Origin of the sequence: Pseudoalteromonas sp. S3178, assembly GCF_005886985.1 — a bacterium.
Taxonomy (GTDB): domain Bacteria; phylum Pseudomonadota; class Gammaproteobacteria; order Enterobacterales; family Alteromonadaceae; genus Pseudoalteromonas; species Pseudoalteromonas carrageenovora.
Window position 1 is genome coordinate 1 of sequence record NZ_PNCW01000500.1, and the last position, 305, is coordinate 305.

The window sequence follows — 305 nt, forward strand, 5'->3', positions numbered from 1 at the left end:
CAATCACCAAAAAAACTTTTCAGCACAGTATGTCTCCCTCATCACTACAACAAATCAAACACAGGCTCTATCGCATCTAGACTGAAGTTATCCAGATCCAAGCGGTGCTGTATTCCTAGCGGCAAAATCCACTGCGGATCGGTATGGCCAAAGTCAAGCCGAGTTATTACGGGTAAACTGTCACAGCCAAACTCATCACGTACAACCGATAAAATCACTTCATCAAGCGCAGCCATCTCGCGCTCGCTGTAGTCCCGTGCGCGGCCAATCATTAAGCCGGATAGTTTCTCAAACACGCCCATTAC

Annotated in this window: 1 pseudogene; it reads right to left on the bottom strand. The window is 47.5% G+C overall.

The features are described 5' to 3' along the window. Window positions 1-44: 44 nt before the first annotated feature. A pseudogene (locus CWC11_RS21925) lies at window positions 45-305 on the bottom strand (S66 family peptidase); the annotation flags it as partial.